28 protein-coding genes are annotated in these 24,334 nt (G+C 63.3%); 17 read left to right on the top strand and 11 right to left on the bottom strand.

Annotated features, from left to right (window positions below; all coding sequences use genetic code 11):
- Positions 1 to 3 precede the first annotated feature (3 nt).
- Together phoU and phoB are read left to right on the top strand one after the other, a co-directional pair.
- A complete protein-coding gene (gene phoU, locus QQK95_RS10025) occupies positions 4 to 711 on the top strand; it encodes a phosphate signaling complex protein PhoU (RefSeq protein ID WP_010911897.1) in 708 nt (235 codons plus the stop codon).
- Between the two features lie 19 nt (positions 712 to 730).
- Positions 731 to 1,420 (top strand): phosphate regulon transcriptional regulator PhoB, encoded by a 690-nt coding sequence (phoB, locus tag QQK95_RS10020; protein WP_010911896.1) that lies wholly within the window; start codon positions 731 to 733, stop codon positions 1,418 to 1,420.
- A 12-nt stretch (positions 1,421 to 1,432) separates the two neighbouring features.
- Here the strand turns inward: phoB and QQK95_RS10015 are convergent, their stop codons facing one another.
- Positions 1,433 to 2,683, bottom strand: coding sequence for an ROK family protein (locus QQK95_RS10015; RefSeq protein ID WP_284271629.1), 1,251 nt, complete (start codon positions 2,681 to 2,683; stop codon positions 1,433 to 1,435).
- 275 nt (positions 2,684 to 2,958) lie between these two features.
- Here QQK95_RS10015 and xylF point away from each other — a divergent pair, with 275 nt between their 5' ends.
- From xylF to QQK95_RS09995, 4 genes are all read left to right on the top strand, one after another.
- Positions 2,959 to 3,999 carry a D-xylose ABC transporter substrate-binding protein gene (xylF, locus tag QQK95_RS10010; protein WP_199651710.1) on the top strand — a complete coding sequence of 347 codons (1,041 nt, stop codon included), beginning with the start codon at positions 2,959 to 2,961 and terminating at the stop codon, positions 3,997 to 3,999.
- 143 nt (positions 4,000 to 4,142) lie between these two features.
- Entirely contained in the window at positions 4,143 to 5,474 is a 1,332-nt protein-coding gene (locus QQK95_RS10005) for a sugar ABC transporter permease (RefSeq protein WP_284271625.1), read from the top strand.
- Positions 5,475 to 5,487: 13 nt separating this feature from the next.
- Entirely contained in the window at positions 5,488 to 6,300 is an 813-nt protein-coding gene (locus QQK95_RS10000) for an ATP-binding cassette domain-containing protein (RefSeq protein WP_284271624.1), read from the top strand.
- Positions 6,301 to 6,452: 152 nt separating this feature from the next.
- Positions 6,453 to 8,093 (top strand): CHASE domain-containing protein, encoded by a 1,641-nt coding sequence (locus tag QQK95_RS09995; protein ID WP_284271622.1) that lies wholly within the window; start codon positions 6,453 to 6,455, stop codon positions 8,091 to 8,093.
- Between the two features lie 99 nt (positions 8,094 to 8,192).
- Here QQK95_RS09995 and QQK95_RS09990 read toward each other — a convergent pair whose 3' ends face one another.
- The 6 genes from QQK95_RS09990 to QQK95_RS09965 all read right to left on the bottom strand — a co-directional run bounded on the left by QQK95_RS09990 (position 8,193) and on the right by QQK95_RS09965 (position 11,639).
- Positions 8,193 to 8,438 (bottom strand): YMGG-like glycine zipper-containing protein, encoded by a 246-nt coding sequence (locus tag QQK95_RS09990; protein WP_019861598.1) that lies wholly within the window; start codon positions 8,436 to 8,438, stop codon positions 8,193 to 8,195.
- 83 nt (positions 8,439 to 8,521) lie between these two features.
- Positions 8,522 to 8,848: a hypothetical protein gene (locus tag QQK95_RS09985; RefSeq protein ID WP_284271618.1), complete on the bottom strand. Its 327-nt coding sequence runs from the start codon at positions 8,846 to 8,848 to the stop codon at positions 8,522 to 8,524.
- 96 nt (positions 8,849 to 8,944) lie between these two features.
- Positions 8,945 to 9,121, bottom strand: coding sequence for a hypothetical protein (locus QQK95_RS09980; RefSeq protein WP_284271616.1), 177 nt, complete (start codon positions 9,119 to 9,121; stop codon positions 8,945 to 8,947).
- A gap of 130 nt (positions 9,122 to 9,251) precedes the next feature.
- Entirely contained in the window at positions 9,252 to 10,286 is a 1,035-nt protein-coding gene (locus QQK95_RS09975; RefSeq protein WP_284271614.1) for a sensor histidine kinase, read from the bottom strand.
- Between the two features lie 188 nt (positions 10,287 to 10,474).
- Positions 10,475 to 10,639 carry a DUF1328 domain-containing protein gene (locus QQK95_RS09970; protein WP_010911886.1) on the bottom strand — a complete coding sequence of 55 codons (165 nt, stop codon included), beginning with the start codon at positions 10,637 to 10,639 and terminating at the stop codon, positions 10,475 to 10,477.
- A 205-nt stretch (positions 10,640 to 10,844) separates the two neighbouring features.
- Complete coding sequence (locus tag QQK95_RS09965; protein WP_284271610.1) at positions 10,845 to 11,639, bottom strand: response regulator; 795 nt, start codon at positions 11,637 to 11,639, stop codon at positions 10,845 to 10,847.
- A 223-nt stretch (positions 11,640 to 11,862) separates the two neighbouring features.
- On the opposite strand from QQK95_RS09965, the gene QQK95_RS09960 reads away from it, so the two are divergent.
- Positions 11,863 to 12,066, top strand: coding sequence for a NepR family anti-sigma factor (locus tag QQK95_RS09960; protein WP_010911884.1), 204 nt, complete (start codon positions 11,863 to 11,865; stop codon positions 12,064 to 12,066).
- Positions 12,067 to 12,069: 3 nt separating this feature from the next.
- Positions 12,070 to 12,621, top strand: a complete 552-nt coding sequence (locus tag QQK95_RS09955) for an RNA polymerase sigma factor (protein WP_010911883.1) — start codon at positions 12,070 to 12,072, stop codon at positions 12,619 to 12,621.
- A 32-nt stretch (positions 12,622 to 12,653) separates the two neighbouring features.
- Here the strand turns inward: QQK95_RS09955 and QQK95_RS09950 are convergent, their stop codons facing one another.
- Positions 12,654 to 13,103, bottom strand: coding sequence for a response regulator (locus QQK95_RS09950; protein WP_407660567.1), 450 nt, complete (start codon positions 13,101 to 13,103; stop codon positions 12,654 to 12,656).
- An 80-nt stretch (positions 13,104 to 13,183) separates the two neighbouring features.
- Between QQK95_RS09950 and QQK95_RS09945 the strand changes: the two genes are divergently transcribed.
- From QQK95_RS09945 to QQK95_RS09935, 3 genes are all read left to right on the top strand, one after another.
- The gene (locus QQK95_RS09945; protein ID WP_284271586.1) at positions 13,184 to 13,945 is read left to right on the top strand and encodes a Crp/Fnr family transcriptional regulator; all 762 of its coding nucleotides are present in this window, start codon (positions 13,184 to 13,186) and stop codon (positions 13,943 to 13,945) included.
- 125 nt (positions 13,946 to 14,070) lie between these two features.
- Positions 14,071 to 14,397 (top strand): DUF883 family protein, encoded by a 327-nt coding sequence (locus QQK95_RS09940; RefSeq protein ID WP_284271584.1) that lies wholly within the window; start codon positions 14,071 to 14,073, stop codon positions 14,395 to 14,397.
- 8 nt (positions 14,398 to 14,405) lie between these two features.
- Entirely contained in the window at positions 14,406 to 14,864 is a 459-nt protein-coding gene (locus QQK95_RS09935; protein ID WP_284271582.1) for a hypothetical protein, read from the top strand.
- A gap of 33 nt (positions 14,865 to 14,897) precedes the next feature.
- On the opposite strand, the gene QQK95_RS09930 is transcribed toward QQK95_RS09935, so the two are convergent.
- Positions 14,898 to 16,430 (bottom strand): sensor histidine kinase, encoded by a 1,533-nt coding sequence (locus QQK95_RS09930; RefSeq protein ID WP_284271580.1) that lies wholly within the window; start codon positions 16,428 to 16,430, stop codon positions 14,898 to 14,900.
- Positions 16,431 to 16,584: 154 nt separating this feature from the next.
- Between QQK95_RS09930 and QQK95_RS09925 the strand changes: the two genes are divergently transcribed.
- Entirely contained in the window at positions 16,585 to 16,758 is a 174-nt protein-coding gene (locus QQK95_RS09925) for a hypothetical protein (RefSeq protein WP_284271578.1), read from the top strand.
- A gap of 29 nt (positions 16,759 to 16,787) precedes the next feature.
- Here QQK95_RS09925 and QQK95_RS09920 read toward each other — a convergent pair whose 3' ends face one another.
- Positions 16,788 to 17,708, bottom strand: coding sequence for a diacylglycerol/lipid kinase family protein (locus QQK95_RS09920; RefSeq protein WP_284271576.1), 921 nt, complete (start codon positions 17,706 to 17,708; stop codon positions 16,788 to 16,790).
- 287 nt (positions 17,709 to 17,995) lie between these two features.
- On the opposite strand from QQK95_RS09920, the gene QQK95_RS09915 reads away from it, so the two are divergent.
- Positions 17,996 to 19,306: a PRC-barrel domain-containing protein gene (locus QQK95_RS09915; RefSeq protein WP_284271574.1), complete on the top strand. Its 1,311-nt coding sequence runs from the start codon at positions 17,996 to 17,998 to the stop codon at positions 19,304 to 19,306.
- A 36-nt stretch (positions 19,307 to 19,342) separates the two neighbouring features.
- Here the strand turns inward: QQK95_RS09915 and QQK95_RS09910 are convergent, their stop codons facing one another.
- Positions 19,343 to 20,911, bottom strand: coding sequence for an alkaline phosphatase family protein (locus QQK95_RS09910; RefSeq protein ID WP_284271572.1), 1,569 nt, complete (start codon positions 20,909 to 20,911; stop codon positions 19,343 to 19,345).
- Between the two features lie 226 nt (positions 20,912 to 21,137).
- Here QQK95_RS09910 and QQK95_RS09905 point away from each other — a divergent pair, with 226 nt between their 5' ends.
- From QQK95_RS09905 to QQK95_RS09890, 4 genes are all read left to right on the top strand, one after another.
- Positions 21,138 to 22,070, top strand: coding sequence for a VOC family protein (locus tag QQK95_RS09905; RefSeq protein ID WP_284271569.1), 933 nt, complete (start codon positions 21,138 to 21,140; stop codon positions 22,068 to 22,070).
- A gap of 4 nt (positions 22,071 to 22,074) precedes the next feature.
- Positions 22,075 to 22,695, top strand: coding sequence for an alpha/beta hydrolase (locus QQK95_RS09900; protein WP_284271566.1), 621 nt, complete (start codon positions 22,075 to 22,077; stop codon positions 22,693 to 22,695).
- A 2-nt stretch (positions 22,696 to 22,697) separates the two neighbouring features.
- Complete coding sequence (locus tag QQK95_RS09895; RefSeq protein ID WP_010911871.1) at positions 22,698 to 22,997, top strand: GNAT family N-acetyltransferase; 300 nt, start codon at positions 22,698 to 22,700, stop codon at positions 22,995 to 22,997.
- A 269-nt stretch (positions 22,998 to 23,266) separates the two neighbouring features.
- Positions 23,267 to 24,325: a dipeptidase gene (locus QQK95_RS09890; RefSeq protein WP_284271561.1), complete on the top strand. Its 1,059-nt coding sequence runs from the start codon at positions 23,267 to 23,269 to the stop codon at positions 24,323 to 24,325.
- Positions 24,326 to 24,334: the final 9 nt, after the last annotated feature.

The following is a 24,334-nucleotide window of genomic DNA, read 5'->3' as shown; positions in this document are numbered from 1 at the left end:
ATCATGGCCGAACACACAGTCGCAGCCTTCGACGAGGATCTCGGACAGATCAGCAGGCTGATCAGCGACATGGGCGACCTTGCCGGCTCGATGGTCGGCGGCGCCACCAAGGCGTTGCTGAACTCCGACAACGCGCTTGCCCAGCGCGTCGTCTCCGACGACGCCATCATGGACGCGCGCCAGCGCGAACTCGACGACCGCGCCATCACGCTGATCGCCAAGCGCCAGCCGATGGCCGACGACCTGCGTCATGTCGTCGGCTCGATCCGCATGGCCGGCGATCTCGAACGCATCGGCGACCTTGCCAAGAACATCGCCAAGCGCGTCGGCACTGTCGGCCTCAGCGCCACGCCGCGCGACCTGTCGCATTCCATCGACGCCATGGCGCAGCTGGTGCTGATCCAGGTCCAGGGCGTGATCGAGGAGTATGCGGCGCGCGATGCCGCGGCACTGGCGAAGCTGCGCGCCGACGACGAGCGCATCGACGTCAAATACACCTCCGTCTTCCGCGAACTGCTGACCTATATGATGGAAGATCCGCGCAACATCACGGCTTGCACGCATCTGCTGTTCTGCGCCAAGAATCTCGAACGCATCGGCGACCATGTGACCAACATCGCCGAGAATGCGTACTATGTCCTGACCGGCACGCAACTGCCCGCCAACCGTCCAAAGCAGGACGAGACGGCGATGTCGGCGCCGGCGGCCTGAGCGCAGGGGTAACCAATCGATGATCGCACCACGCATCATGGTGGTGGAGGACGAGGAGCCGCTCGGCGTGCTCCTCCGCTACAATCTGGAATCGGAGGGTTACCAGGTCGAGGTGGTGACACGCGGCGACGAAGCCGAAATCCGCCTGCAGGAGAACGTTCCCGATCTCCTGGTGCTCGACTGGATGGTGCCGGCGGTGTCCGGCATCGAACTCTGCCGGCGCCTGCGAATGCGGCCCGAGACCGAGCGGCTGCCGATCATCATGCTGACCGCGCGGGGCGAGGAAAGCGACCGTGTACGTGGGCTGTCCACCGGCGCCGACGACTATCTGGTCAAGCCGTTCTCGACGCCGGAATTCATGGCTCGCGTCAAGGCGCTGCTGCGCCGCGCCAAGCCGGAAGTGCTGTCCAGCGTGCTCAAGGTCGGCGATATCGTGCTCGACCGTGAATCGCACCGGGTCTATCGCAAGAAGAGCGAGATCCGGCTTGGGCCGACCGAATTCCGCCTGCTCGAATTCATGATGCGGCATCCCGGCCGCGTGTTCTCGCGCAGCCAGCTGCTCGACAATGTCTGGGGCGAGACGATCTACATCGACGAGCGCACCGTGGACGTGCATGTCGGCCGCCTGCGCAAGGCGGTCAACAATGGCCGCATGCCGGACGTCATCCGCACCATTCGTGGGGCGGGCTACGCGATCCGCGAGGATTGAGCGCGACCTGATTCAGGCGACGTTTTTCTTCGCGGCAAGGCCTGCTTTCGTTTGCACGCCCGGCGCGAAAATCTCCTGGTCGACGAAGGTCAGCGCGCGCATGGCGCAGCCTTCGCGGATCAGCGGCAGTTCGTTCGGTTCTGTGTCGAAGGAAATCGATTTCGAGTGCTGGCCGCCGGCGGTCTGGGCGATGGCCTCGCGCAATGCCGGCTCGATCAGGTCGAAGGCGGCGGCACTGACGCCGACCATGGCGACGGGCGCGGGATCGATTAGCGCGAACAGGCTGCCGAGGCCGTAGCCCAGTGCCTCGCCGGCCTTGCGGTAGGCTTCGCGCTCGGGCCCGTCCCGTTCGCGTGCCGTGGCGGCCAGCGCCCGCATCTGCGCGTCGCTGACATCGGCCACCGGCTCGGTGTCCTCGCCGAGCTGCTTGGCGTTGCGCCAGATGGCGTAGTTGCCGGCATAGGCCTCGACGCAGCCGCGCCGCCCGCAACGGCAGAGCGCGCCGCCCGGTCGATGGATCATGTGGCCGAACTCGCCGCCCGAGGAATGGGTGCCGGTGAACAGCTCGCCCTTCAGCACCAGCCCCATGCCGATGCCGTGCGAAAGCAGTATGGCTATGAAGTCGTCGCGGTAGCGCTCGGGATCGCGCCAGCGCAGCGCCACCGCCATCATGTTGCAGTCGTTTTCCATGGTGGCGGGGATGCCGAACTGGGCTTCGAGTATGTCGGCGAAGGCGATGTTGGTCTGCGGCGTGATCGGCGACCACAGCATCGCCCGTGCCTCGGTGTCGGTGATGCCCTGGATCGCCAGCGCGATGCGGGCGACGCTGCGCACGTCGATATCGGGATCCTCGAGGCGCCGCCGCACGATGGCCACGCACTCGCCGATCAGCGCCTCGCGCGACATGGTCAGCGTATCCAGCCGGCGCTGTTCTTCCGATATCACCTGGCCGGCATAGTCGATGACCGCGACGGAGAGGAAATTCAGCGACAGCACCACGGTCATTACAGCCGCGGCCTCCGGATTGAGGCCGAGGCCGACCTGCGGCCTGCCGCGTTTCAGCGCGCCGGCCTCGCTCGGCTTGCCCTCGGCCAGAATACCTTCGCCGATCAGGTCGGAGGAAATCGCCGATATGGTCGAATGGCTGAGGCCGGTGGTCGCGGCGATCTCGGTGCGCGAGGGCCGGCCAGCCCGGCGCACGGCCGTGATCACCATGGCGCGGTTGCGCCGGCGCAGATCGTCGTGGCGGATTCCGACCGACATGTTTCTTCACATCCTCCCGGTCGCCGCGGTTCTTCCGGTCCTCCCTCGAACGCTGCCCGCGACACGGGTCAAATATTGGCAGAAGCGGCCCGTCCTGTCATTTATTTATTCCGAGGCTCGAAAAAAATTCAGAGGGACATCAAAATCCATCAGAATCGTTGTTGACAGCGTTCCGGTGTTGGACCAGTGTTTTTTCGGGGCTCGAAAAAATAGAGCCTCTGTGCCGGCCTTAGGGCCAGTTTGGTCGCGCCATACGCGGCGCAGGGAGGAATATCATGAAGAGATTCACAGCCGCCATCCTGGCGGGGGTCGCCATGTCGCTGACGCTTGCGTCGGTCGCGCAGGCGAAGGACAAGGTCATCGGCGTTTCGTGGTCCAACTTCCAGGAAGAGCGCTGGAAGACCGACGAGGCCGCCATGAAGAAGGCCATCGAGGCCGCCGGCGACAAGTACATTTCCGCCGACGCGCAGTCCAATCCCGGCAAGCAGCTTACCGATGTCGAGAGCCTGATCTCGCAGGGCGCCAATTCGCTGATCATCCTGGCGCAGGATGCCTCGGCCATCGGCCCGGCCGTGCAGAAGGCGCTGGACGAAGGCATTCCGGTCGTCGGCTATGACCGCCTGATCGAGAACAAGGACGTCTTCTACCTGACCTTCGACAACAAGGAAGTCGGTCGCTTGCAGGCCAGCGCGGTGTTCAAGGCCAAGCCGGAAGGCAACTATGTCTTCATCAAGGGCTCGGGCGCCGATCCGAATGCCGATTTCCTGTTCGCGGGCTCGATGGAAGTGCTCAAGGCTGCCATCGACAGCGGCAAGATCAAAAATGTCGGCGAGGCCTATACGGACGGCTGGCTGCCCGCCAACGCCCAGAAGAACATGGAGCAGTTCCTGACCGCCAACGACAACAAGGTCGACGCGGTCGTGGCGGCCAATGACGGCACCGCCGGCGGCGTCGTCGCGGCGCTGACGGCGCAGGGCCTTGCCGGCACCGTGCCGGTCTCGGGTCAGGACGGCGACCATGCCGCGCTGAACCGCATCGCGCTCGGCACCCAGACCGTGTCGGTGTGGAAGGACGCGCGCGAACTCGGCAAGAACGCCGCCGAGATCGCCTCGCAACTGGCCGACGGCAAGAAGATGACCGACATCGCCGGTGTGAAGGACTTCACGACGCCTGGCGGCAACACCGTCAAGTCGCTGTTCCTGACCCCGGTCGCCATCACCAAGGACAATCTCAACGTCGTCATCGACGCTGGCTGGATCAAGAAGGACGAAGTCTGCGCGGGCGTCGCCGCCGGCAGCGTCGCCGCCTGCAAGTAAACGGCGCATACCGTTCGATATCGACGCCGCGGCCCAAAAGCCGCGGCGTTTCTCAAGGGGCTTCCCGCTTCAAATGACCGCGGAAAGCAAATAGCATCCATGTTCGGTACCCGCGCCAGACGGTAAACCGGTGGGAGGATAGCATGACCGACACGACCTCTAATCAACCGGTCGGCAGCACTGCAGCGGACAGGGCGCGTGCATCCGAACTCAGCGCCGTCGGACGGTTCCTCCAGGCTACCGAGCTCGACACGCGCATGCTCGGCATGGTCGGCGCTCTGCTGGTCATCTGGGTCGGCATCCATATCCTGTCGGGCGGGCTTTTCCTGACACCGCGCAATCTGTGGAACCTGTCGGTGCAGACTTCGTCGGTCGCGATCATGGCGACCGGCATGGTGCTGGTCATCGTCATGCGCAACATCGACCTCTCGGTCGGATCCGTCGAAGGCGTGATCGGCATGATCATGGGCGTGGCGCAGGCCGAATTCCTCATCCGCGTCGTCGGGTTCCAGCTTGGAGATCCCTGGCTGTGGATCATCGCGCTGGTGGCCGGCGTGGCGCTTGGTCTCCTGATCGGCGCATTCCAGGGCTTCATCATCGCCTATATGGAGGTTCCGGCCTTCATCGTGACGCTGGGCGGCCTGCTGGTCTGGCGCGGCATGGCATGGCTGATCACCAGCGGGCGCACGGTCGCGCCGCTCGACACGACCTTCCAGCTGATGGGCGGCGGACCACGTGGCTCGATCGGCGCCACCGCCAGCTGGATCGTCGGTGCCGTCGCCTGCGTGGCGGTCGCCTTCATGCTGCTCAATGGCAGGTCGCAGCGCAAGCGGTTCCACTTTCCGCTGCGCCCCGTTTGGGCCGAGACCTTGCTTGGCGTGGTTGCCTGCGCCGCTATCCTTGGCGCCGTCTGGATCGCCAATTCCTATCCATGGCCGATCGGCATCGTGCGTCAGTACGCCCAGCAGAACGGCATTACCGTTCCCGAAGGCGGGCTGTACATCGCGCATGGCATTGCCATACCGGTGCTGATGGCGGTGGCCGTGGGCATCATCATGACCTTCATCACCAAGCGCACGCGTTTCGGCCGCTATGTCTTCGCTATTGGCGGCAATCCGGAGGCGGCCGAACTTGCCGGCATCAACACCCGCTGGGTGACCATGAAGGTGTTCATGATCATGGGCGTGCTGGCCGCGATCAGCGCGGCGATCTCGTCGGCCCGGCTCAACGCATCGACCAATGCGCTGGGCACGCTGGACGAGCTTCTGGTCATCGCCGCCGCCGTCATTGGCGGCACGTCGCTCGCCGGCGGCGCCGGCACGGTGCTGGGCGCCATGCTGGGCGCGCTTCTGATGCAGTCATTGCAGTCGGGCATGGTGCTGCTTGGTATCGACTCGCCGCTGCAGAGCATCGTCGTCGGCGCCGTGCTGGTCATCGCCGTGTGGCTCGACACCGTCTATCGCAAGCGGGTTTAGGGGAGAAACGATCATGTCCGACAAAATCGCTCCCGCAACTGCCCCGGTGGGCACGCCGCTGATCGACATGCGCAACATCTCGATCGCCTTTGGCGGCATCCGCGCCGTCGACGATGCCTCGATCGATCTCTTCCCCGGCGAGGTCGTCGCGCTGCTCGGCCACAACGGCGCCGGCAAATCGACGCTGATCAAGATCCTGTCCGGCGCCTACAAGCGCGATGCCGGCCAGATCTTCGTCAATGGCGAGGAGGCTTCGATCTCCAACCCGCGTGACGCCAAGAAATACGGCATCGAGACGATCTACCAGACGCTCGCCCTGGCCGACAATGTCGACGCCGCCGCCAATCTGTTCCTCGGCCGCGAGCTGATGACCGGCTGGGGCACGCTCGACGATGTTGCCATGGAGGCCGAGGCCCGCAAGGTGATGGGCCGGCTCAATCCGCGCTTCCAGCGCTTCAAGGAGCCGGTGATCAAACTGTCGGGCGGCCAGCGTCAGTCGGTGGCGATCGCACGCGCGATCCTGTTCAACGCACGCATCCTGATCATGGACGAGCCGACGGCGGCCCTTGGTCCGCAGGAAACGGCGCAGGTCGGCGAACTGGTCAGGCAACTCAAATCCGATGGCATCGGCATCTTCCTGATCAGTCACGACATCCACGATGTGTTCGAACTGGCCGACCGGGTCTGCGTGATGAAGAACGGCCAGGTCGTCGGCACCGCGCGCACCACCGATGTCACCCAGGACGAGGTGCTCGGCATGATCATCCTGGGCAAATGTCCTCCGGGCGCCATCCCTGGGCCGGGCGCGTTGAAGATCGCCGCCTGAGGCTTGCCGGCGGCCCGGTATGGGTCTGACCGGCATTGGCCGGTTGCCGCTCACGTGATATGCCAGTGATCGCTACGGATTGGCCTTGCCATTGTGTTGGCCCGATGACTTGCCCATAAAGGTCCGGCATTGCTCATGGACCGCATCATCCGTTGAAAAAACTTTTTCCAATCGTCGCGTTCATCGCCGTAGCGCTGATCAGCATGACCATGGCGGGGTTCGCCTATTTCGCGACGCAGGAGGCCTCCCGCATCAAGTTCGAAGCGGCGGCCGACGACGCCCTTAACCGGATCGAGAGCCGGATCGACCTGCATCTGTCGCTGCTGCGGTCCACACAGGCCCTGATCGACGCTCGCAACGGGGATATCTCGCAGAGCGAGTTCAAGGCGTTCTTCAACGCGCTGGATGTCGACAGCAATTTCGCCGGCTTGCGCGGTATCGGTTTCCTCGGGCTGGTCAAGACGGGTGATGAGGCGGCACTCGAACGCGACATCCTCCACGATTTTGGCGTCAGCCATCCGATCTATCCTGAAACCACGCAGCCCTGGCGCGCGCCCATCATGCTCTTCGAGCCGCTGGATCCGTCCAACCAGGCCAGCATCGGTTATGACATGTTCAGCGAACCGGTGCGGCGCGCGGCGATCGAAAAGGCGATGGCCGACGACCAGCAGCATGCGAGCGGGCTGGTGCAACTGGGCCAGGGCACGGGTGCCACGCAGACCTTCCCCGGTTTCCTGGTCTTCGTGCGGCTCAACGTCGAAACCGCGCCCGAGGTCATCAACGCATCGCGATCCTCGACCGCCGGCTTTCTCTATGCGGCCTTCCGGGCCCGCGACCTGTTCCAGATCGCGCTCAGCCGCGCGCCGCTGCTGCCGGTCAACACCGAGATCTATGACGGCGAGGCGAACAGCGACAATCTCTTGTTCCGGTCGGAGACGCCGCCTGCGTCGGCCTTTGGCGATCGGCTGCTCGTCACCCGCAAGATCACGGTGGCCGGTCGCCCGTGGACGGTGCTGTTCCGTCCGACCAGCGCCTTCTCGCAGCCGTCGTCGCGCGCCATCCCGGTGATGCTGGGGCTGTTCGGCCTGCTCGCGGCGGGCGCCATCGCGCTGGTGGCGCGCTATCAGGAGCGGGCCTATGAGGCGGCATCGCGCCTGCACGAGACGACCGAAAAGAGCCTGCTCGAAAAGGACCTGATGCTGCAGGAGATGAAGCATCGCATCAAGAATTCGATCACCCGGGTGCTGGCGATCGCGCGGCAGACCGCGTCGCGGGCGACGGACGTCAACGAGTTTTCGGCGTCTTTTTCTGCCAGGCTGCAGGCGATGGCAGCCTCCCAGGACATGCTGACGCGCTCGCGCTGGCAAAAGGCCGATCTCGCCGACCTCCTGCGCATCGAGCTTGGCCAGGTGTTCGGCAAGGATCTCCCCGAGGGGTTGTTGTCGGGACCGGAGGTGCTGCTCGACGAGACCACGACGCAGGCGCTTGGCCTGACCTTCCATGAGCTGGCGACCAATGCGCTGAAATACGGCGAAGCCGGCAATTCCGCCAATTCGCTCAGGAGCGACTGGGCGCTCAAGGTCGAATGGTCGATGGAAGAGCGCGGGCGGGAGCGGACGCTGGCGCTGCACTGGCGGGAGGCCGGGAAGCAGAAAGTCGAGGCGCCGGCCGAGACCGGATTCGGCACCAAGCTGATTGACCTCAACGTCACGCGCGAACTGCGCGGCACGATCAAGCGCGATTTTCAGGCCGATGGTCTGAAGGTGGAAATCAAAATTCCGCTGACAGGCTGACGGCGAGCAGTCAGGCGGACAGCAAACGCCGCGCCCTTACGTGCAAAATCCGGAGGCCGGCGGACCGGCCTCCGGATCGAAGTTTCAATTATCGCCGAATCAGTTGCAGCGCGCCGTGTAAATCCGGCCGCGATGATCACGATACTGGCAATAACCATTGCGCAGGTTGCGCACCAGCAGGCCGGAACCGGCACCGACAGCCGCACCGATCAGCGCGCCCTTGCCGCCGCCGACCAGACCGCCGATACCGGCGCCAATCAAGCCGCCGCCAACCACGTCCTGCTCGGTCGAGGTGCAGCCGCTGAGAGCAGCCACCGCAACCATGGCAATAATCATCTTCCGCATAGAGTCACTCCTCACTTTGTGTCCACACTTTGGTAAGCTCCAGCAGTCATTTAGCATGAAATGACGGCTTTTGCTGCGCGAATTTATTCTTGGCTAAGATAGTCTTTTTCTGGGCGCACCGCATTCGATGCCATGACAAGGCTGGAAATGGCAAGAGAGGCGTCGAGGCTGCCGTCGGGACGCACATTCCAGACGACCTGATCGTAGTCATCCTCGAGTGCGGGATCGACGGCAAGACATCTGGCGACGATGTGCTGAGCCTGCCCCTGCACGTCGCCCATGGCAAAGGGCCGTTCGGCGGTGCATTCGTCGGCGGTTTCGAAAATGCTCACCGGCACCTGCAGCTCACGACAATCGGTCATCGAATTGCTGCAGCCGATGACAAGCAACAATGCGGCGATGTGTTCCATGGCGACATGTCCTCTCGCCACAACAACGGCCCATATCGGCCAAAAGTTCCTGAGCGGCCGGGGGACATGCGAATAATGCCGGCACAGGGATTTCGGTCAGGTCAGCTGGAACAGGGCGATGAGGAGAATTGTCGAGGCCGCCGCCAGGACGATGCCCCACAGCAATGTGTGATGCGGCGAGGTGAGCGGTTCCGCGGATGCTTCGGGATCCTGGAATTCGCCCATCGAAACACGGGCGGCCTGTTCCAGTCTGTTCATGTCGGTGACCGTCAAGCATTCCTCCCACACCGTGCCGCAAGCCAGCGGATTGCAGCGGTATCTGGGTAAAACAGCATCCGCTCTTATGGTGAACAGCCGGTTAAGGATCGATGATTGCAGCTCTGAATCAAAGAGATAGAGTCGCTCACTGCGTCTCGAAATTGCTGTGCGGGACGACAAGACGGTATTCAAGGCGCCCGTCCGCGATGTCGAGGCTTGCGGTTCCGCCCAAGGATGCCGGCACCACCCGCTCCAGCGCGACGCTGCCGAAACGCTTTTGACTCCCCCGGCCGCCATCGGTTCCTATGGCTTCGGCCCATGTCAGCGAGAGTGTAACCTCGCCAGGGGCGATGATGTTGAGATTGGCCGTCACTTCGACGAATCCATCCGGCCGGGACAGGGCGCCATAGCTGACCGAGTTGACGGCAAGCTCATGCATCGCCAGGCCGATATGCAGCGCGGCATTGGGATTGAGATAGGGGTTGGCGCCCCGGAGGCGAAGGTTGTGCGATGTGTTCGTTCCATAGCGGCCGACCTGGCTCGTCACCAGTTCATGAAGGGCAGCACCTCGCCAGTTGGAGGATGTTACCAGATCCTGGGAGGAGGAGAGCGACTGCAGCCGGCCGCGAAAACGCGTGAGGAAGTCGCCGATGCCGTCGGAATAGCGACCGGTCTGCGTCGCGATGCTCTGGATGATCGCCAGCAGATTCTTCGAGCGGTGGCTGACCTCGCGCAGCAGCGTGGTCAGGGTCTGTTCGCGCCGCTTCTGCTCGGTCGTCTCGACCATGGTGGTGACGACGCCTTGCACGTCGCCGGCGTCGCCCCGATCGGCGTCGACCCAAACCTGAAACCAGCGCACGCCGTTTTCGACCGGAACACTGATCTCAAGGCGCTCTGGATTGCCGGTGGCGACCACGTCGCGCTTGGCGGTGCTGATGCGATCGGCCTGCGCCATAGGCAGGATGCCATTGCCGTCGGAGTTGTCGGAAATCCAGGGCGCGCGCATGTTGCGGGCCCAGACGGTTTTCATCTCGCGATCCTGATAGAGGACGGAAATGCCGGCATTGTGCAGTGCGTGGAGAAGAGCCCGGCCAAGCTGCATGCCACTTTCCGCCGGATGCAGGGCGATGACTTCGTCGCTCCGTGCGCCTCCCGTCTTATCTGTAGTCCTGGAACGCATCGGTCAATCGGCCCACCCAACTCAGGCTGAACGGCTCACTGTGGAATGGGTTCCCAAATGAAATTTCGGGGGAACGACCCCTAAAACGGTCCGCCGGACGGTGTCCCTTTGAAGGACACCGCCCGGCGGTGGCTGGAAACCGTTTGAGGGGTGCGGCTTCCAGTGTTCGCTCGCAGAAGCGTTCGCCCTCACGCCCGTCTGAACAGGCCGGCCAGGAGCGAAATGACCAGGAAGGCGAGAAAGATGAAGAACAATATCTGCGCTATGCCGGCGGACGTACCGGCGATGCCGCCGAAACCAAGCGCGCCGGCGATGATCGCCACGACGAGAAATACGAGCGCCCAGTAAAGCATGGTTCATCTCCTTCCGAATGCTGCAGGGAAAACGTGGGTGGGTGCGGTTTGTTCCACCCTTTGCCGAAAAAGGCGATGCTTGCAAACCGTTAGAGGCAAAGCGCCTCAAAATTCGCGACTGACGGGTCCGGTTGCAAAAAGGCCACCCGACGCATCGCATCGGACGGCCTTTGGTTCGGCTTTCCTAGCTGGAAAGGCAGCAGCCCTATGCGGCGGCCTTCGCCTGACGGTCAAAGAACAGGGCCTGGCTGATCAGTGCCTTGACCATGTCGGGATTGAACGGCTTGGTCACCAGGAAGGCGGGTTCGGGACGCTCGCCGGTCAGGAGGCGTTCGGGAAAGGCAGTGATGAAGATCACCGGCACAGAGGTTGACGACAGAATTTCGTTGACCGCCTCGATGCCCGAACTGCCGTCGGCGAGCTGGATGTCGGCCAGCACCATCTTCGGCCGCGTCTTGCCGAACATCATCACCGCTTCGGCATGCGTGCGCGCCGTTCCAACGACACGATGACCGAGGCTCTCGACCATCTCCTCTATGTCCATGGCGATCAGCGGTTCGTCCTCGATGATGAGCACATCGGTCGCCACCTGTCGGGAAATCTCGTTGCTTGCCTGGGCAAGCAGCTCAGAAAATTGCTGGTCGCCGACGTCTAGAATCTCGGCCGCCTCGTCCTCGCTGAACCCTTCAACGGCAACCAGCAGGAAGGCCTGGCGCGGGAGGGGCGCGATGGCGTTGAGATTGGCGGCGGCGCGCTGTTCCCACGCCGATTGGGCCTGCTCCTGCGGCACGCGGATGGCGACGGACGTGAAAAGCTTGGCGAAAACCTTGTAGAGGGCGATACGGTCGCTCGATGCATCGGGGAAGATGTCGACATCGGCGATGATGGCCTCAAGCATCGCAGCGACCAGCGCGTCGCCACTCTCTTGCGATCCCGAGACGGCGCGCGAGAAGCGGCGCAGGAATGGCAGATGCGGTGCGATGGTGGCGGATAAACTCATGATAAGACGTCTCCCTCAGTATGACGCGATTGCCCGGATTGCAGGTCAAGCTGATTGCAAGCCCCGCTAATACAACGCGGGTTCTCTTAAAAAGTTCCGGCCGATATGGAACGAAAAGCCAGGAAAGGCGTTTGAGGGTCGGGATGGGCAACCAGACGAGGGTGCCGTTTGCCTTGTGTTGAGTTGAGTATGGGCGGCCTAGTGCTGGGAATATAAGGGCGAAATGAAGGACATGACGAAAGATATTTTGGCTGGCGCCGAGGGCAGGCGCCGGAACGGTGTCGGTGACCCGCTCGGGCCCAACTCCGAAATCGGGCGCAAACTCAAACAATATTACGACGAGCTGGTCTCCGACGATGTGCCGGATCGCTTTGCCCAGCTGCTCAGCCAGCTGGAACAGGCCGAACCCGCGCAGAAGAAGGACTGAGGCATGGCAGCGGTCTCCCAAGGCTTCAAGACCGATCTGCTTGGGGCAATCCCGAGCTTGCGGGCCTTTGCCGTGTCGTTGACACAGAATGCCGACAAGGCCGACGACCTCGTTCAGGAAACGCTGGTCAAGGCCTGGGACAAGCATGAGAGCTTCCAGCCCGGCACCAATCTCAAGGCATGGCTCTTCACCATCCTGCGCAATGAATTCTATTCGCAGATGCGCAAACGCGGCCGCGAAGTGCAGGACAGCGACGGCATCATGACGGCCAGGCTCGCGGTGCATCCGGCCCAGCACGGCCAACTCGATCTCAAGGATTTTCGCGGCGCTCTCGAGCAGTTGCCGGAAGACCAGCGCGAGGCCATCATTCTCATCGGCGCATCGGGCTTTTCCTATGAAGAGGCTGCGGAAATCTGCGGTTGCGCGGTCGGGACGATCAAGAGCCGCGTCAGCAGGGCGCGCACGCGCCTGCAGGAGATTCTCAAGATTTCCGGCGAGGACGAATATGGTCCCGATGCGATCTCGGCCCAGGTCACGGGGACCGCGGCGCATTGACGTGGGACCCGGGTGCCGGATCCGGATCGATCTCAGCTTGGAGAGCCGCGTCCATAGGCCAGCGCCACCGCTTCGACGAGATCTTCGCCTGAATAGGGCTTGGTGACCAGCCGCACCCCCGGAAAGGATGCCTTGATCTCGTCCGCATCGGAATAGCCGGAGGCAAACACGAAAGGCACGCCTGTCTCACGCAGGCCGGCGGCGAATTCGAGCGTCGAGGTGCCGCCCAGCATCAGATCGACGATGGCCGCGTCGAATTGCGTTGCGACCTTTCGGCCATCGATCTCGCCCAGGTCGCGGGCAACCACCACCTCGCCGGCCCCATGGTCGCGGCAGAGCTGCTCGACATCCATGGCGATGAGGAATTCATCTTCCAGGACAAGAATTCGCAATCCGTCAAGCAAGTGGGGCACGGGTAATCGCTCCTTGAAACGTCGGGAGTCATGATCGCAATTCGGCGCGCTGTCATTTAAAAAAGACATGCTCCTATCGCGGAACTCCGATCCCGGCAAAAACGTTTAGATATACCTGCTGACCGGCAGGCTTTCGAAGAGGGGTCGAAATGCCAGGCCAGAACGGGCGTGCCTTATCCAGCCGACAGTACCCTTGCGAGAATTGTCCTTTGCGGCCATTGCCGATCTTCCGCGAGTTCGAAAAGCAGGAATTGGCCTTCATCAGTACCTTCAAGAAGGGCGAGCTGGCGGTCGACAAGGGCGCCACTGTCCTCGTGGAAGGAAGCCACAGCGCCCATCTCTATACGGTGCTGTCCGGCTGGGCGTTCCGCTACAAGCTGTTGCCGGACGGTCGCCGACAGATACTCAACTATCTCATGCCCGGCGATCTCATCGGCCTGCAAGGCAGCGTCATGGGGGAAATGCAGCATTCCGTCGAGGCCCTGTCGTCAATGCTGCTTTGCGTCTTCGAGCGCGACAGCCTGCATGAACTCTACCGCAACCATCCGGGTCTGGCCTACGACATCACCTGGATCGCGTCGCGCGAAGAACGCATGCTCGACGAGAACCTGCTCAGTGTCGGCCGCCGCAGTGCGATCGAGCGCGCCGCCTATCTGATTGCCTTCATCGGCAGCCGCGCCAAGGTGGTGGGGCTGAACGGCAAGCAATCCATCCAGATTCCGATCACGCAACAACATATTGCCGACACGCTTGGCCTTTCGCTGGTTCATACCAACAAGACGATCCGCAAGCTGATGGATCGCAAGCTGATCCTGTGGCGGGATGGTGGTTGCGAGGTGGTCGATGCGGAAGGGCTCAAGCAACTCGCAGGCTGGGAAGGGCTAGGCGAGGGGCGTCGCCCTCTGATCTGAGACGCGCTTCTTGCCATGGATTGACGATTGGTGCGTATGCGCCTGTTTTCGGCTAGTTTGTCCCGATGCCGGAACCTTGAGGCGCAAGGCGCGTTTGAAATCGAGCAATCACAAGGAGTTAAGCAATGGCAACCGCCGCAGGAAAGACCGCCAGCGATGCGCGGGCGAATTCGGATCTCGAAGCCGACATCAAGCAGTTGAAGGCCGATATCGACAAGCTCACCAAGCAGTTGGCCAAGACCGGTGAACACGGCTATGGCACTGCCCGCCGCGCGGCCACCGAGGGCGTCGAGCAATTGCGCGCACAGGGCGAAGCCGCGTTTGACAGCCTGCGCGGCAGTGCCAAGGACATCGAGGCGCAGTTGCTGGCGAATGTCCGCGAAAAGCCGGTGACGTCGCTGGCGATCGCCGCCGGCGTCGGCTTCCTCTTCGCGCTGCTCGCTCGTCGCTAGTTCCCCAAATGGGACTGTTGGCATCCCTGCTCTCGGGTTTCGCCTCGGGTGAAACCGTGGCCGCCATACGTCGAGCACGTACGGCGGCCATCGTCTATGCGCTCGCCGCCTTGGCGTCATTTTGCGGTCTCGGCTTCCTGGTCGGGGCTGCCTATATCTGGGCCGCCGCCCGCTATGGATCGTTCGCCGCGGCGCTTGGCTTCGGTGTCGGCTTCCTGGTGATCGCCGGCCTCGTTCTCCTGATCCATAGCTTGATGTCCGGCGCCCGTGCCCGCCGCGAGGCAAGGCGGCGCAGTGCCGACATGAAGGCGATCGGCATCACGGCCGCGCTCGCCGTGCTGCCGGCCTTACTCAAGGGAAAGGGCGGCCTCGGGGTCATTCTGGGCCCGGTCGTGGCGCTCGCCGCCTATGCCATCTACCGCGAGAATGTAAAGCCTGACGATCCGGATGCCGGCGAGGGGAAATAGCGCCGGCACCCCGGCCCTGGGATCAAAAATCCGTCACTTGGACAGATCTTCCAGCGGCATCGATATTTCGGCGAACACGCCTTCCCTGCGGAATTCATGGGTCACTTCGCTTGAAATGACCTTGGCCAGGCTGCGGCGGATGAGGATCGAGCCGAAACCGTGGCGCTCCGGTGGGGCGACTTCAGGGCCGCCGCTCTCGCGCCAGGTCAGCACCAGGCGGCGGCCGCCCTTCCTGCCTTGCGTCTTCCAGTCGAGATCGACCTTGCCCGATGCAATCGACAGCGATCCATGTTGCAGCGCGTTGCTGGCCAGTTCGTGCAGGATAAGTCCGAGCCCGACGGCCTGGTCCGGCGACAGCAGGAGATCGGCGCCGGAGATCGCGATGCGCGGCTGGTCGGCGGTGTCAAAGGGCCTGATCTCGATCTGGACGAGTTCGCGGATGCCGATGCCGCGCCATTCGCGGTCGGACAAGAGATTGTGGGCAATGCCCAGCGCCTGAAGCCGGGCGCCGAAAGCATCGAGGAATTCGCTGGGGCGGCGGGCGTGACGCACGGTCTGCGTCGCCAGCGCCTGGACGGTGGCCAGCGTGTTCTTGACGCGGTGGTTAAGCTCGCGCAGCAGAAGCCGCTGCCGTTCGTCGCCGAGCTTGCGTTCGGAGATGTCGTAGTTGACGCCGAAGATCAGCGTCGGCTTGCCGTCGCCGTCGCGCTCGATGACGCGGCCGCGCGTGGCCACCCAGCGCGGCGGATGAAAGCCCTTCACCCGGTATTCGCCGAAATAGTCGTCGCTGCCGGACAGGGCGTCGCGAAAGCGGGTTTCGGTCTGGTAGACGTCGCGCGGATCGATGGCGGTCAGGATGTCGCGCGCCCGCAGCCGGGTCGAGCGCGGCAGGTTGAACAGTTCCGACAGCCGGACATCGCATTCGATGATGTCGGTGCGGATGTCCCAGGCCCAGCTGGCGAGCGAGGCCGCGTCGAGCGCGATGGCGCGTCGCTTTTCCTCGCGCGCCAGAGCTGCCTCGGCAATGGCGCCGCTGCGGGTCGCGTCCTTCAAGGTGAACAGGCTGGCGGCGAGGCCGGCGAGCGTCTTCAACTGGTCGAGCTTGGCGCCGGAGGGATAGGCATGCCGTTTGCGGTCGAGCACGCACAGCGTGCCGATCCTGGCGCCTGCCACCACCATCGGCGCGCCGGCATAGAAGCGCACATGATGCTTGCCGGTGACCAGCGGGTTGGTTCTGAAACGAGGATCCGTCGTTGCGTCCGTCACCACCATGGGCTCGTCGCCAGCGGCGATGGCATGGGCGCAGAAGGAGATGCCGGTCGCGGTTTCGCTCTCGTCGAGACCAAAGCACGACTTGAACCATTGCCGCTCGATATCGACCAGCGTGACGAGAGCGGTGGGCGCCTGCATGACGGCCGCGGCAAGGCTGGTGATGCGGTCGAAATCCGGGTCGGCCGCCGTATCCAGCATCCCCAGCCCGTGCAGCACGGCCAGCCGGTCCTCGGCATTGACCGCGAGCGCCACCTCAGCCGGCAGGCTCGCCCCTATTTCCGCCTTGCTATTCACCCCAATCCCCAAATGCCCATGCCGGCCTTCGCCGTCTTGCCGATCCGCCTGCCCACCACAAGCGGGCCTCCCGGAACCATCCTAGCAAGGAACCGTTACCCGACCGTGATTTGCCGAGTGCGCCAACAGGCGCAAAACGAAACAAGGACCGGCCATGCCCAAGATCATTCCCGAGGACAAAGCGCGGCAGGGGCGGTGGGGCTGGCACGGCCTGCGCATCCTGATCGCCGCGCTCCTTCTGGCCTTTGCCGCCTGGGGCATTGCCGAAATCTATGGCGAGATGGCCAAGACACCTGCGACGCAACAAGGAAGCGCGCCGAGCGGCTAGATGTTCGACCGTCATGGTTGGAGATTGCATCAGGCGGCCTTTGCCTCGGCGATGCTGGCCGGCACCAGGACATTCAGCGCGCCGGGCCGGATTTCGATCGTCGTCTCACGCTCGAGCCTGACCAGTTCGCCATCCAGGACGGCGCAGAACTTCCTGCTGCCGGAATGGATCTTCAGGACGGTGCGGTCGGATTGATGGATTTCGACATGTTCATTGTCGCGCCATTTTCCGCGGGCCACGTTGAAGAGGAATTTCATCAGTTCGGCGCGCTGCTGCGCCACCGTGACGTAGATGCCGAGCACGCCGCCCGCGGGGTTGTCCGCATAGGGCAGATGGCCCTCGCCGAACAGATTGTTGGTGACGCCGATGCCTGAGATGCGCGCCGTCATCTCGGCCTTGCCAATAGCGAGCGTGACGTTCATCGCCGGCGGGTTCTTGATTGTCGCCCATGCCGCCTTGGCCGAAGCTCCGATCTTGCCCAGGCGCGAGCCGAATTCCATTCCCTGGCGCAGCTGCACCATCCTGGCATGCATGCCGATCGAGAATTGATGAACGAAGGGTCGGCCATTGGCGGTGGCCATGTCGACGGCGATGATCTCGCCGTCGGCGAAGGATTTCAGCGCGGCATCGAGCGACTGCGGAATGCCGAGGCCGCGCGCGAACAGGTTCATCGTGCCGGCCGGCAGGATGGCAAGCGCCTTTTTCTTGCCCATCAGCCTCGCGGCCGCCGCTGAAATGGTTCCGTCGCCGCCACCCGCCAGCACGACATCGACGGTGCGACGCGAGGCAGCGTTGTCGAGGGTTTCCACAACGTCCTTGCTGGCAACCACGTCAATGCTCAAGGAGTGGCCTGCCGCCTCCAGCGTCTGGCGCATCCTGTCGGAAAAAGCGGCGAGGTCTGCGGTGCGCAAGGTGCCGCCATCCCGGTTCAGCACCGCTGCAAATTTCATGCCCCGCTCCGTCATGTCAATCCAAAACGGGCCAGGACGAACCCAGCCGCAGGCTGAAACGTGGCGATACAGGAAAGGGTTCCGTTGGAAACGGCGCGGTTCAGCGCGTGTTCATCGGCGCCCGCGCAACTGCTGCGTGTTTTCCCGGCGCGAAATCCACGCCAATTTTGTCGGAACAACGCCATGGTCACGACGTTGTGAACCCGTGGAGATGCCGCGCCCGATCTTCCCAGCGACGGTTCAATCGGGCGCGGCGTGCACGAAATCACGCACTAGGAGAGACTACCATGATACGCACCCTTTTAGCCACGACCGCACTCGCAACGTTGATTGCAACGGGCGCGCTCGCGCAAAGCAGCACGACCCCTGCTCCAGCCGACAAACCTGCCGTTCAGGAGCCGGCGGCGACCGCTCCGGTGCCGCGCGCTGAAGGCAGCATCGTCACCAACATCATCGGCGAATCCGTCTATAACGGCACCGGTAACGATGCCGAGAACATCGGCAAGGTTACCGATGTCGTCTTCGACAAGGACGGCATGGCCAAATCCGTCGTCATCGGCGTCGGCGGCTTTCTGGGCGTCGGGGCGAAGAATGTCGCCTTCGACTATGACAAGCTGCAGTGGGCCGAAAAGAACGGGGACCGCTGGCTGGTTGCCCAGACAAGCAAGGATGAGCTGACGGCGCATCCGGAATTCGACAGCAAGCCCTATGGGCCTGCATCGGCACCCGCCGCTTCGACCGATGCGGCAGCGCCCACGGCACCCGCGGCCACGAATACCGCACAAGCTCCTGCCGCCGCTCCGGCCGAACCGGTCAAGCGCGCCGACGGCAATCTCGCCACCAACATCATTGGCGAGACCGTCTACAACGGCACGGGCGACGACGCGCAGAATATCGGCAGCGTCAACGACATCGTGCTGTCCAAGGAGGGCAAGGCGGAATCCCTGGTGATCGGCGTAGGCGGCTTCCTTGGCCTCGGTGCCAAGAACGTCACCTATGACTTCAACAAGGCCCAGTGGGCGGAGAAGAACGGCGACCGCTGGCTGGTTGCCCAGACCACAAAGGAGGAACTGCAGGCGCAGCCGGATTTCAACCGCAAGGCCTATGATCCGGCGCCGGCAACGACGGCATCGAATGAGCCGGCGGCAACCGCTCCGGCCGCAACCACGGCTCCTGCCGCCGCCCCGACGGACAAGACAGCCGAAGCACCCGCGGCCACGACCGCTCCTGACCAGACACGGACGGCCGCCATCGACAAGTCGACGCTGACCGAGATGCCGATTGGCGAAGTCAGAGGCGAAGATCTGAAGGGCGCGACGGTCTATGGCGCCAATGACGCCAAGGTCGGGGAGATCGGCGATGTCGTGCTGGCACCCGACAAGAAGACGGATGCGGTGATCGTCAATGTCGGCGGCTTCCTTGGCATCGGCGAGAAGGAAATCGCCGTCGGCCTGGATAATCTGAAGTTCATGACCGACAAGGACGGCAAGAAGTATCTCTACACGACCTTCACCAAGGAACAGCTCGAGGCGCAGCCTGCCTATGACAAGGGCAGCTATGCCGAGAAGCGCGACCAGCAGCGGATGATTGTGAAGTAGGGCAGTAGGCAGTAGGCAGTAGGCAGTAGGCAAGCCCTATTCCCTACTGCCTATTCCTTTGCTCACATGTCCCACCACGCCGTTTTCCGTCAGCTCCGCCAGCGCCAGCGACTGGTCGAGATGTTCGGCCCGCCAGGCAAGAAGCCGCTCGGCGAATTGCAGGCGGGTGGACAGGTGCGCGGGGCTGTTGGCGAGGTTGGTCAGTTCGCCAGGGTCTGCCTCGACATTGAAAAGCAGAGGCGGCAAACCGCCGCCAAAATGCACGTATTTGAATTTCTTGGTGCGGATGACCGCCAGGTTGCACTGGCGCGAGCCGATGCCGAAATGCGCTTCGGCCTCGCCGTCGGCGATCGAGCGGAAATCGAACTCCCAGTGCGCGGCGTCGCGCCAGGTGGCGGGGCTTCCGCCGCTCAGGAATGGTCTCAGCGAGCATCCGTCGAGATGCGGTTCGGGCGGCTCGCCAAGCAGGTCTATAAGCGTGGGCAAGATGTCCACCGCTTCGGTGAAGCGGTCGACCGTGCTGCCGGCCGCCTTGCGATGGCGCGGATCGCGAATGATCAGCGGGATGTGGTAGCTGCCGTCGAAGTAGCCGCCCTTGCCCAGCATGAAATGGTCGCCCATCATCTCGGCATGGTCCGAGGTGAGAACAATGATGGTGTCGTCCCACGTGCCTGAAAGCTTGAGCGCCTGCCATATCAGGCCAAGCTGCGCGTCGACCTCCGAGATCATGCCGTAATAGATCGCCCGGATGCGGCGGAAATCATCCTCGCTCCAGTCGTGCACCTTTCCTGCGGCGCCGGAGCGGAAATTCGCGCGATACCGCCGGCTGAGATCATAGGCGAGATAGGGATGGCTCTGAGCTTCGGCCCGCCAGCTGTCGGCGCGGTGGAAGGCGGGACCGTCGGCCGGATCGTATGATGTGTTGTAGGGCTCCGGGACGATGAAGGGCGGGTGCGGGCTGATGAAGGAGAGATGCGCGAACCAGGGCGTGGCCTGTTCCTGCTCGCCGAGCCAGCGGATGAACTCGCCGGCAAGGAAAGCCGTCGGCGTATGGTCCTTCGAATAGATCGGCGGCGCCTCGGTCACGGTGTCACCGTCTTCCTCGCCTGCAGGACGGTGGATGCCAGGCGACCCGGCACTGGCATCGATGCCCTGCTGCTTCAGCCAGGAGAGCCACTGCTTCTGATGCTCCGGCAGCAGCTGGCGCACGGTGAATCCGGGCAGCACGCCTTCATAGGTTTTCAGCCTCGGATCACCTGAAGTCAGCAGGCGCGGGTCGAGCGCCACGTCGGTGTAGCCGAACAGCGTCGGATCGTAGCCGATGCTGCGCGCGTGTTCAGCGATGTTGCCGTGGCGGGCGTCCAGCGGTGAGCCGTTGCGGCAGACGCGATTGTTCATCTGGTAGAGGCCGGTGTAGAGGCAGGCACGTGCTGGCGAGCAAGGGGCCGCACCGCCATAGTGCTGCTTGAACAGCACGCCCTCGGCGGCCAGCGCGTCGGCATTCGGCGTCCTCACCACGGGATGGCCGGCAGCCGACAGGCAATCACCACGCCACTGGTCGCAGGTGATCAGGAGAACGTTCGGGCGCCTGGCTTTTCCTGTCACTCGCGATACCTTTCGCTGCATGGTCGAATGCCATTCATGGAGCCGATTTCCAGCAAGGGCGCAAGACCGCCCGCATTAGTCGATTGGTGAACAAAATTCTTTCCGTCGTTCACTTTTACAGCACAGTCCATTCTGTGTTTGTCGCCTTTGCCGCGAACGTTCGTGTCCTCATATTGGCGTGGACAGCGGCGAGGGCCGCACAAACAACAAGGGAAGGAGCAAGACAATGCTCGACCAGATCAAGGGCCTCCATCACGTCACCTCGATGGCCAGGGATGCCCGGCAGAACAATGATTTCTTCACCCACAAGCTCGGCCTGCGCCGGGTCAAGAAGACGGTCAACTTCGACGCGCCCGACGTCTACCACCTTTATTATGGCGACGAGGTTGGCACGCCCGGTTCGGTGATGACCTATTTCCCGTTTCCCAACATCGGCAAGGGCCGTCCCGGCGTCGGCGAAGTCGGCACCACGGTCTACTCCGTGCCGGAAGGCACGCTCGCCTATTGGGAAAAGCGCTTCGCCGACGAAGGCGTGAGCGGTGTTTCCCGTGAAGAGAGTTTCGGCGAGAAGCGGCTAAGATTCGCCGGCCCCGATGGCGACGGTTTCGCGCTTGTCGAGGACAAGGCCGACAGCAGAGCGCCTTGGACCAAGGGCGGCATTGCGACCGACGAGGCGATCCGCGGCTTTCACTCGGTTTCGCTCAGGCTGAAGGATGGCGGCGCCACCGAGGAGCTGTTGAAATTCATGGGCTACGAGGAAGTCGACAGATCAGGCAATGTCAGACGGCTTGCCGTGAAGAACGGCAACGGCGCCGATGTCGTCGATATCGAATCGCTGCCGGCCGCGGCCTTCGCCGACCTTGGCGCCGGCTCGGTGCATCACGTCGCCTTTGCCGTCGAGAACCGCGCCAAGCAGCTCGAAGTGCGCAAGGCGTTGATGGATACGGGCTATGGCGTGACGCCAGTGATCGACCGCGACTATTTCTGGGCGATCTATTTCCGCACGCCGGGCGGCGTTCTGTTCGAAGTCGCCACCAACGAGCCGGGTTTCGACAGGGATGAAGACACCGCGCATCTGGGCGAAGCGCTGAAGCTGCCGACGCAGCACCAGCATTTGCGGCCCTATCTCGAACAGCATCTGCAGAAGCTGGAAGGCTGACGCCATGAGCAAGGACGCCTACATCCACAAGGTGCTGCCCGGTTCGCCGGGCGGCCCCATGCTTTTCGTCTTTCACGGTACCGGCGGTGACGAGAGCCAGCTTCTGTCGCCGGGGCGCGATCTCGTGCCCCAGGCCACCATCATCTCGCCGCGCGGCGATGTGTCCGAATACGGTGCGGCGCGCTTCTTTCGTCGCACCGGCGAGGGCGTCTACGACATGGGCGACCTGGCGCGGGCAACGGACAAGATGGTGGCCTTCGTCAAGGCGCATGTCGAGGCTGCGAAGCCCTCGGCGGTGCTTGGCCTCGGCTATTCCAACGGCGCCAACATACTGGCGTCCGTGGTGTTCGCCGAGCCCGAGCTGTTCGACGCCACGGTGCTGATGCATCCGCTGATCCCGTTCGAACCGCAGGTCAAGGGCAGCCTCGCCGGCCGTCACATGCTGCTGACCGCCGGCAAGCGCGATCCGATCTGCCCGCCGAACCTGACGACGCGGCTCGAGGCCTATTTGCGTGCCGACGGTGCCGATGTCACAGTGGAATGGCACGAAGGCGGGCACGAGGTGCGGCCAAATGAAATCGAAGCGGCGCGGCGGCTCTTTGCCGGTGTCGCCCAAGGAGCTTAGACATGCCCGACCAACTGCCTGAAATCGAACTGGAAGACCGCGGCTCCAAAGGGCGCTATGTGCTGCGTGGCCCCGGCGGCGCCGAGGCCGAGATGACCTTCACCAAGATCGGTGAACACCAGATCATCATCGATCACACCGAAGTGCCGGACGCGTTTCGCGGCCAGGGTGCCGGGCTTCGGCTCGTCACCCGCGCCGTCGAGGATGCGCGCGCGGCGGGCAAGAAGATCATCCCGCTTTGCCCGTTCGCCAACGCCCAGTTCCGCCGCCACGCGGAATGGGCTGACGTGCTGAAGCACTAGACCGTTTCACCGTTTCATGGAAACGGCGAACCACTCTAACTTTTTGTTTTGACGCAATTCCCAAGGGAAAACGCTACGCGCTTTTCCCGGGAAAACCGCTCACACTTTTCCTGGAATTGCTCTAGGAAGCGCAGGCACGTCATCGATAGGCAGCGGGGGGATAAGGGGGCAGTCCCCGCTGCCGGTCGGCTTTGTCATTTGCCGCGACCAGATATCTTGCCTAGATATGATGTCTCGCCGTGCCGACAAACGAACCGAATGATCCCCCGATGACCGAAACCGACCTCGTCCCCGTCTTCGACGGCCACAACGATACGCTGCTCAGGCTGTATCAGTCGAAGGACAAGGACGTCGAAAAGCTCTTCGTCGAAGGCAAGTCGGGCGGCCATATCGACCTGCCGCGCGCCAAGGCGGGGGGCTTCGCTGGCGGCATGTTCGCGATCTTTCCGCCGCCGGTCGAGAAAGCCAGGCGCAGCGCCGTGCCCTTGGCGCCGAGCGACAGCGAGCCGCTGCCGCCGGAGGTGCCGCGCGCCGATGCGCTCAACTCGACGATCGCGATGGCCTCGATCCTGTTTAGGCTGGAACGCGCCGGGGCTCTGGCCGTCTGCCGCACCGCTGGCGACATCCACAACGCCATGGCCAAAGGCACGATCGCCGCGGTGTTCCACATCGAGGGCGTCGAAGCGATCGATCCCGATCTGACCATGCTGGACGTGCTGCATGCCGCCGGCCTGCGCTCGCTCGGCATCGTCTGGAGCCGGCCGAATGCTTTCGGCCACGGCGTTCCGTTCCGCTTTCCGTCCTCGCCGGATACCGGCCCAGGGCTGACCGATGCCGGCAAGGCGCTGGTCAAGGCCTGCAACGAACTGAAGATCATGATCGATCTTTCGCATCTCAACGAGAAGGGTTTTCGCGATGTCGCCGATCTCAGCGACGCGCCACTGGTCGCCACCCACTCCAACGTGCATGCGCTCTGCACCCATTCGCGCAATCTCACCGATTGGCAGCTTGGCGCCATACGCGAGTCCGGCGGCATGGTCGGGTTGAACTTCGCCACCGGCTTCCTGCGCGAGGACGGCCGCATGAATGCCGACACCAGCCTCGACATCATGGTGCGTCATGTCGATTCCCTGCTGCAGGCGCTGGGTGAGGACGGTGTCGGCCTCGGCTCCGATTTCGACGGCGCGATGATCCCGGCCGTCATCGGCGATGTCGCCGGCTTGCCGAAGCTGATCGATGCCTTGGCCGCGCGTGGTTTTGGCCGTGCCCTGATCGAGAAGATTGCTTACCGCAACTGGCTGAACATGCTGGAAAGAACCATTGGGTAGCGCGCAGGC

Origin of the sequence: Mesorhizobium huakuii, from assembly GCF_030160235.1 — a bacterium.
Lineage (GTDB): Bacteria > Pseudomonadota > Alphaproteobacteria > Rhizobiales > Rhizobiaceae > Mesorhizobium > Mesorhizobium huakuii.
The sequence above is the reverse complement of the archived record's forward strand: the minus strand, read 5'-3'. Positions and strand labels throughout refer to the sequence as shown.

What these genes read in the sequence shown, in the direction of transcription:
- phoU (WP_010911897.1), top strand. Translation starts at nt 4, where the DNA reads ATGGCCGAACACACAGTCGCAGCCTTCGACGAGGATCTCGGACAGATC.
- phoB (WP_010911896.1), top strand. Translation starts at nt 731, where the DNA reads ATGATCGCACCACGCATCATGGTGGTGGAGGACGAGGAGCCGCTCGGC.
- QQK95_RS10015 (WP_284271629.1), bottom strand. Translation starts at nt 2,683, where the DNA reads ATGTCGGTCGGAATCCGCCACGACGATCTGCGCCGGCGCAACCGCGCC.
- xylF (WP_199651710.1), top strand. Translation starts at nt 2,959, where the DNA reads ATGAAGAGATTCACAGCCGCCATCCTGGCGGGGGTCGCCATGTCGCTG.
- QQK95_RS10005 (WP_284271625.1), top strand. Translation starts at nt 4,143, where the DNA reads ATGACCGACACGACCTCTAATCAACCGGTCGGCAGCACTGCAGCGGAC.
- QQK95_RS10000 (WP_284271624.1), top strand. Translation starts at nt 5,488, where the DNA reads ATGTCCGACAAAATCGCTCCCGCAACTGCCCCGGTGGGCACGCCGCTG.
- QQK95_RS09990 (WP_019861598.1), bottom strand. Translation starts at nt 8,438, where the DNA reads ATGCGGAAGATGATTATTGCCATGGTTGCGGTGGCTGCTCTCAGCGGC.
- QQK95_RS09985 (WP_284271618.1), bottom strand. Translation starts at nt 8,848, where the DNA reads ATGGAACACATCGCCGCATTGTTGCTTGTCATCGGCTGCAGCAATTCG.
- QQK95_RS09975 (WP_284271614.1), bottom strand. Translation starts at nt 10,286, where the DNA reads ATGCGTTCCAGGACTACAGATAAGACGGGAGGCGCACGGAGCGACGAA.
- QQK95_RS09970 (WP_010911886.1), bottom strand. Translation starts at nt 10,639, where the DNA reads ATGCTTTACTGGGCGCTCGTATTTCTCGTCGTGGCGATCATCGCCGGC.
- QQK95_RS09965 (WP_284271610.1), bottom strand. Translation starts at nt 11,639, where the DNA reads ATGAGTTTATCCGCCACCATCGCACCGCATCTGCCATTCCTGCGCCGC.
- QQK95_RS09960 (WP_010911884.1), top strand. Translation starts at nt 11,863, where the DNA reads ATGAAGGACATGACGAAAGATATTTTGGCTGGCGCCGAGGGCAGGCGC.
- QQK95_RS09955 (WP_010911883.1), top strand. Translation starts at nt 12,070, where the DNA reads ATGGCAGCGGTCTCCCAAGGCTTCAAGACCGATCTGCTTGGGGCAATC.
- QQK95_RS09950 (WP_407660567.1), bottom strand. Translation starts at nt 13,103, where the DNA reads ATGTCTTTTTTAAATGACAGCGCGCCGAATTGCGATCATGACTCCCGA.
- QQK95_RS09945 (WP_284271586.1), top strand. Translation starts at nt 13,184, where the DNA reads ATGCCAGGCCAGAACGGGCGTGCCTTATCCAGCCGACAGTACCCTTGC.
- QQK95_RS09940 (WP_284271584.1), top strand. Translation starts at nt 14,071, where the DNA reads ATGGCAACCGCCGCAGGAAAGACCGCCAGCGATGCGCGGGCGAATTCG.
- QQK95_RS09935 (WP_284271582.1), top strand. Translation starts at nt 14,406, where the DNA reads ATGGGACTGTTGGCATCCCTGCTCTCGGGTTTCGCCTCGGGTGAAACC.
- QQK95_RS09925 (WP_284271578.1), top strand. Translation starts at nt 16,585, where the DNA reads ATGCCCAAGATCATTCCCGAGGACAAAGCGCGGCAGGGGCGGTGGGGC.
- QQK95_RS09920 (WP_284271576.1), bottom strand. Translation starts at nt 17,708, where the DNA reads ATGAAATTTGCAGCGGTGCTGAACCGGGATGGCGGCACCTTGCGCACC.
- QQK95_RS09915 (WP_284271574.1), top strand. Translation starts at nt 17,996, where the DNA reads ATGATACGCACCCTTTTAGCCACGACCGCACTCGCAACGTTGATTGCA.
- QQK95_RS09905 (WP_284271569.1), top strand. Translation starts at nt 21,138, where the DNA reads ATGCTCGACCAGATCAAGGGCCTCCATCACGTCACCTCGATGGCCAGG.
- QQK95_RS09900 (WP_284271566.1), top strand. Translation starts at nt 22,075, where the DNA reads ATGAGCAAGGACGCCTACATCCACAAGGTGCTGCCCGGTTCGCCGGGC.
- QQK95_RS09895 (WP_010911871.1), top strand. Translation starts at nt 22,698, where the DNA reads ATGCCCGACCAACTGCCTGAAATCGAACTGGAAGACCGCGGCTCCAAA.
- QQK95_RS09890 (WP_284271561.1), top strand. Translation starts at nt 23,267, where the DNA reads ATGACCGAAACCGACCTCGTCCCCGTCTTCGACGGCCACAACGATACG.